The organism is Kitasatospora putterlickiae (genome assembly GCF_039527695.1).
GTDB lineage: Bacteria > Actinomycetota > Actinomycetes > Streptomycetales > Streptomycetaceae > Kitasatospora > Kitasatospora putterlickiae.
Genome location: NZ_BAAAKJ010000270.1, coordinates 3,771 through 8,904, shown reverse-complemented (window position 1 = coordinate 8,904; position 5,134 = coordinate 3,771). Strand labels below are relative to the sequence as shown.

The 5,134-nt window shown below is 77.4% G+C and carries 5 protein-coding genes and 1 pseudogene; 2 read left to right on the top strand and 4 right to left on the bottom strand.

Features of this window, described 5'->3' with window-relative positions:
* A pseudogene (locus ABD308_RS27175) lies at positions 1 to 389 on the bottom strand (hypothetical protein); the annotation flags it as partial.
* Positions 390 to 451: 62 nt separating this feature from the next.
* The gene (locus ABD308_RS27170) at positions 452 to 1,642 is read right to left on the bottom strand and encodes an MFS transporter (protein ID WP_344339752.1); all 1,191 of its coding nucleotides are present in this window, start codon (positions 1,640 to 1,642) and stop codon (positions 452 to 454) included.
* A 78-nt stretch (positions 1,643 to 1,720) separates the two neighbouring features.
* On the opposite strand from ABD308_RS27170, the gene ABD308_RS27165 reads away from it, so the two are divergent.
* The gene (locus tag ABD308_RS27165; RefSeq protein WP_344339750.1) at positions 1,721 to 2,764 is read left to right on the top strand and encodes an ArsR/SmtB family transcription factor; all 1,044 of its coding nucleotides are present in this window, start codon (positions 1,721 to 1,723) and stop codon (positions 2,762 to 2,764) included.
* 11 nt (positions 2,765 to 2,775) lie between these two features.
* Here ABD308_RS27165 and ABD308_RS27160 read toward each other — a convergent pair whose 3' ends face one another.
* Positions 2,776 to 3,189 (bottom strand): MerR family transcriptional regulator, encoded by a 414-nt coding sequence (locus tag ABD308_RS27160; protein ID WP_344339747.1) that lies wholly within the window; start codon positions 3,187 to 3,189, stop codon positions 2,776 to 2,778.
* 76 nt (positions 3,190 to 3,265) lie between these two features.
* Here ABD308_RS27160 and ABD308_RS27155 point away from each other — a divergent pair, with 76 nt between their 5' ends.
* Positions 3,266 to 4,114 carry a methyltransferase domain-containing protein gene (locus tag ABD308_RS27155; protein WP_344339743.1) on the top strand — a complete coding sequence of 283 codons (849 nt, stop codon included), beginning with the start codon at positions 3,266 to 3,268 and terminating at the stop codon, positions 4,112 to 4,114.
* 36 nt (positions 4,115 to 4,150) lie between these two features.
* Here ABD308_RS27155 and ABD308_RS27150 read toward each other — a convergent pair whose 3' ends face one another.
* Entirely contained in the window at positions 4,151 to 4,960 is an 810-nt protein-coding gene (locus ABD308_RS27150; RefSeq protein WP_344339740.1) for an RAD23 family protein, read from the bottom strand.
* Positions 4,961 to 5,134 lie beyond the last annotated feature (174 nt).

Sequence of the window (5,134 nt, the reverse complement as noted above, 5' to 3'; positions counted from 1 at the left end):
CCGACGGGCGCCGGCTCGACGGCTGCCGGGACCGCAGGCTCAGGCGCGGCCGGGGTGTCCGGAGTCGCCAGGCTCACCGGGCTCACCGGGGCGGAGGGGGTTTCGGTCGGCACGGCCTCCGACGGGGCCTGCGTCGGGCTCTCCGACGCCGTCGGGGACGGCGGGGCTGACGGCGTGCCCGTCGGCGCCGGCTCCGCGGCGTCCGACCCGCTCATCGCCCAGCCGCCCGCGCCCACCAGTGCCAGCGTGCACACGCCCGCCGCGACGCCGATGGCGACGCGACGGCGCCGGGCCGCCGTTCTCCCGTCCGGATCCTGCGCCTGCTCCCGCACCTGCTCCTGCGGCTCACCCTGCGGCTGTTCCTGCTTCCGCAGCCGGTCTTCCTGCACCGCGCCCCACCCTGTTCCATCGCCGTTCAGACTGTTCGATCTTCGTTCGGATCGGGCGGATGCTAGCAGTGCCCACCGACAGCCGTCCGCCCGCCGCCTCCGCGCCGCAGGCCCGGCGCGAGCAGCGCGGTGACGGCCAGTGAGGCGCCGGCGGTCCCCGCCATGGCGGTGGTGGGCGAGGTCGCCTCGGCGAGCGCGCCCGCGACCGCCGCGCCGGCCCCCTGCAGCGCGAGCATGCCGGAGCCGTGCAGGCCGAGCGCCTGCCCGCTCAGCTCGGCCGGCGTCAGCGCCACCAGCCGCTCCTGAAGCAGCAGCCCCGACGCGTACCCGACCGTGGCCACCGCGACCAGCGCCGCTGCGACGGGCAGCCCGGGCTCCAGCGCGAAGCCCAGGTACGGCGCGGCCAGCAGCACGCAGAACGGCACGGCCAGCCGCCCCCGCCACCGGGCCGGCAGCAGCCGCCCGGCGAGCACGTCCCCGGCCAGCATGCCGAGCGCCCCGACGGCGAACAGCAGGCCCGCCGCGTCCGGGCGGTACGGGACGTACAGCGCCTCCACGCCGACGATCAGGCCGTTGGGCACCCACAGCGCCAGGTACACGTACCGGCGCGGCACGGACGACCAGAGCCGCGCGTTGGCCCGCCAGGTGCCCACGACCGACGGCCGCCCGACGGCCCTCGGCGGGCGCCGGCGCAGCCCGGCGCGGGCCGTGCCGGCGGACAGCAGGTGCAGGGCGGCGGCCGTGAGCAGCGCGCCGGACGGCGCGAGGGCGGCCACCAGCGCACCGCCGACGGCGAATCCGCCGATCTGGACCAGGCCCGCCGCCACGCTGAGAGCAGAGCGCCCGAGTAGGTAGCCGTCCCGGCTGAGCAGTTCGTGGAGCAGCCCGTAGCGCACCCCGCCGCCCGCCGCGCCGGCCACGCCGAGTGCGAGCAGGACCGGGAACAGCGCCACCACCGGGAGTCCGGGCAGCGCCTGGACGGCGGTGCCGGCGGCGAGCAGCAGGCCGAGCCCGGTCAGCGCGGCGCGCGGCGGGAGCCGGTCGGCGGCCGACAGCACGGTGGCCGCCCCGAGCAGGTGGGCGAACGCCGGGCCGAACATGGCGAGCGCGGCGAGCAGCGGCGAGCCGGTCCGCCGGAGGACCAGGACGCCCAGCGCCAGCCCGGCGACCGTCTGGGCGGCCGTCTGAGCGGCGGAGAACAGGAACAGGGCGGTGAACCCGCGGTCGCGGAACAGCTCGCGGTAGGTGCGCATGCGGCGGAGTCTTTCCGGCGCGATCGGCGCGGCGTTAGGTTTGCGCCGGGCTGCGAAACATGACGGGGGCGGAAGGCCATGGGCTGGTGGCGGCTGGACGCGGACACGCTCGCCGGGAGCCGCTTCGCGCTTTCCCCGCTGGCCGAGACGGTCGCCGCGCTGAAGACCCTGCACCGGGGCGGCGGCGCCCATCCGGGCGAGCGGCGGTGGCTGGACGCCGCGCTCCCCCGTTACCGGGAACGGCTGGCCGCCGACCCGGTCACCGCCGCGCTGGTGCGGGCCGCGCTGGGCCCGCGGTGGAACGCGACCTTCCTGACCCCGACGCCGGGCGCCGAGGAGCACCGGGCGGACGGCGGGCGGGTGGCGGCGGACGGGGAACTGTTCGCCCGGGAGCTGGCGGAGGTCCGGGCGACGCCACCCGCCGTCGCCCGGGCCGATCTGGCCGAGACCCTGGGCGGCGCGCCGCCGCCCGTGCTGGACCGTGACGACCTGGCGGAGCGCGCCGCCGGGCTGCTGGCCTGGGTCTGGACGGAGACCGTGGAGCCGGGTTGGGCGCGCCGTCGGCGGATCATCGAGGCGGACGTGCTGGCGCGCACCGCCCGGCTCGGCGCGGGCGGCTGGGCGGACGCGCTGAGCGACCTGCGGCCCGGGATGCGCTGGCTCGGCGGCGACCGGCTGGGCGTCGGCCACCGGGACGACGGCCCGCAACCGTTGGACCTCGCCGGGGTGCGGCTGCTGTTCGTGCCGGTCACCCCGCAGCAGAGCTGGCTGTGCTGGGACGTGCCGACGGTCGACGGGCGGGGGCGCGCGGCGCCGGGCCGCCGGTTCGCGGTGGTCTACCCGTGCTCGGGCGTGCTGGCCGAGGAGGAGCGCCGTGCGGTGCCGCAGGCGCTGGCCGCTCTGCTGGGACCGAACCGGGCGGAGCTGCTGATCCTGCTCGGCACGCCGAAGACCACCAGTCAGCTGGTGGCGCTGACCGGGCTTCCGCTCGGTTCGGTGGGCCGCCATCTGCGGATCCTGCGCGAGTCCGGGCTCGCGCTGCGCCGCCGGTCGGGCCGCTCGGTGCTGTACCACCGCACCCCGGCGGGCCAGGTCCTGCTGGACGCGGCGCCGGGGCGCTGAGCCGACGGCGCCTATCGCGTCGTGTACGAGGCCACGAGCTGCTGGTAGCGGGCGCAGCGGGTGACGTCCTCGTGGTCGCAGGCGAGCGCGCACTCCAGGAGGTCCAGCGAGGCCCGCGCCGCCGCGATGCGGGCCCGCAGCGCCTCAGCCTCGGCGTGCAGCAGGTCCCGGCGCCGGCCCGCTTCGCCGGTGGCGGTGGCGGCGCCGTTGGCGGTGGCGGTGGCGGTGGCCAGGGCGCGGATGGCGTCGAGGGAGAGCCCGGCCTCCTTGGCCCGCAGGATCACGGCCACCCGGGTGAGGTCGGCGGCGGTGTAGCGGCGGCGGCCGGCGGCGTCGCGCGCCGGGGCGAGCAGGCCCACCGACTCCCAGTGCCGCAGGACGTGCGTGGCGAGACCGAAGCGCTCGGCGAGGGCGCCGATGCTCATCGGAGCGTCCTCGCGGGGGGCCGGGGTCCGGGGCTCGTTTGACTTCATGTCGACATTAAGTCCCAGCATGGCGTGCATGACCAGTGAGACGGACCTTCCCGCTGAGCCGAACCCTCCCGTTGAGACGAACCCTCCCGCCGAGGCGGACCCTTCCGGGTCGCCGGACGACGGCCTCCTCGCACGCCTCGACGCCGCCGACCGCTTCCCGGGCGCCGAGCGTTTGCGCTCCCGTTCCTATGAGCTGCTCGGCGCCGGGCCCGGCCGCACCGTCCTGGACGTCGGGTGCGGCGCCGGACGGGCGGTGGCGGAGCTCGCGGAGCGCGGCGCCCGGGCCATCGGGGTGGACGCGAGCGCGCGCGTGATCGCCGCCGCGCGGAGGCGCCGGCCGGGGGCGGACCTGCGGGTCGGGGACGCCGCCGAACTCCCGCTGCCGGACCGCTCGGTGGACGGCTACCGGGCCGACAAGGTGTTCCACGAACTGGCCGATCCGCTGCCCGCCCTCGCCCAGGCCCGCCGGCTCCTGGTGGGCGGCGGGCGGATCGTGCTGCTCGGCCAGGACTGGGACACCGTCGTCATCGACTCCGACGACCCGGCGCTCACCCGCGCCCTGGTCCACGCCCGCGCCGACCTGGTCGCCCGCCCGCGCGCCGCCCGCCGCTACCGCGCGCTGCTGCTGGACGCGGGGTTCGCGGACGTGGCGGTCGAGGTGCGCACGATCGTCCTGACCGGCCCGGCGGCGCTCCCCCTGCTCATCGCCCTCGCCGCGACCGCCGGGACCGCCGGGACCTCGACCGCCCGCACCGCCGACGCGCTCCCCCGCGAGCGGACGGACCGCTGGATCGCCGAGCAGCGCGAGCGCGCCGCGGCCGACCGCCTCTTCCTCGCCCTGCCGATGTTCACGGCCTCGGCCACCGCACCCCGCTGAGGAGCCCCGGGCCGCCCGCCCGCCGGGGTGGCGGGCTCATTCGGCGGCGTAGGTCTTGCGCACCTTTCCCTTGCTGTCCGCGAGCAGGTAGCCGCTGTTGTTGTACTCGTCGGAGAGGTAGACCCGGATGCTCGGCACGCCGTCGCTCGACCAGAGGTCGATGAGCAGGTAGCGACTGGTCGGGTTCTTCACGTTGAGGGTCGCCTCGGCCTTCGTCAGCAGGGCGGGGATGACGTCCCAGTCGTACGGCGCGAGGTCCACCGGCTTGTCCTTGCCCATCGCCGAACCGGTGCGCTTGGTGACCTTGCCGTTCCGGTACTCGTACCAGTCGTAGCCACGGCCGTCGGCGGTGGGGACCTGGGCGGTCGCGTAGCCCTCGTGGACGGCGAGCTGCTTGACCTTCGTGGTGCCGCTCTGCGCGGTGATGGCCGCGACCGCGGTGCGCACGCCGTCCGGGGTCAGCAGGTCCTTGGACTCCTTCGCCGGCGGCTTGGCGGGCGACGGGGCGGAGGCGGTCGCGGAGACGGTGCCGGCCGGGGGCGGTGTGAGGGACGGCGTGGCGGCCGGGCCGGTGGACGGGCCGGTGGACGGGCCGGTGGACGGGGCCGCGCCGCCCGGGCTGGTGGCGGCCGACGGTCCGTTCGAGCCCGTGGCCGGACCCATCGCGCCGCCGGTGCCGTCCGGGCGCAGCACCCAGGTGAGCACACCCGCCAGGGCGACCCCGGCGACGGCGAGGGTGACCGCGGCGCCGGTGCGGCGGCGGGCCGGCGGCGACGGGGGCGCGGACGGAGGCGCCGTGCTGGGGCCGGTCGGGCCCAGGTACTGGGTCCCGGTGTCGTCGTCCACGGCTCCGGCGGACGGGTAGGCGCCGGACGGGTACGCACCGGACGGGTGCCCGCCATGAACACCCGTCGGATGAACACCCGACGGATGAGCACCCGTCGACGGCTCCGACGGCCAGTACGGCGGCGCCATCGCTCCCGGCGCCACCCCCGGCGCCGAAGCGCCGGCCACGCCAGG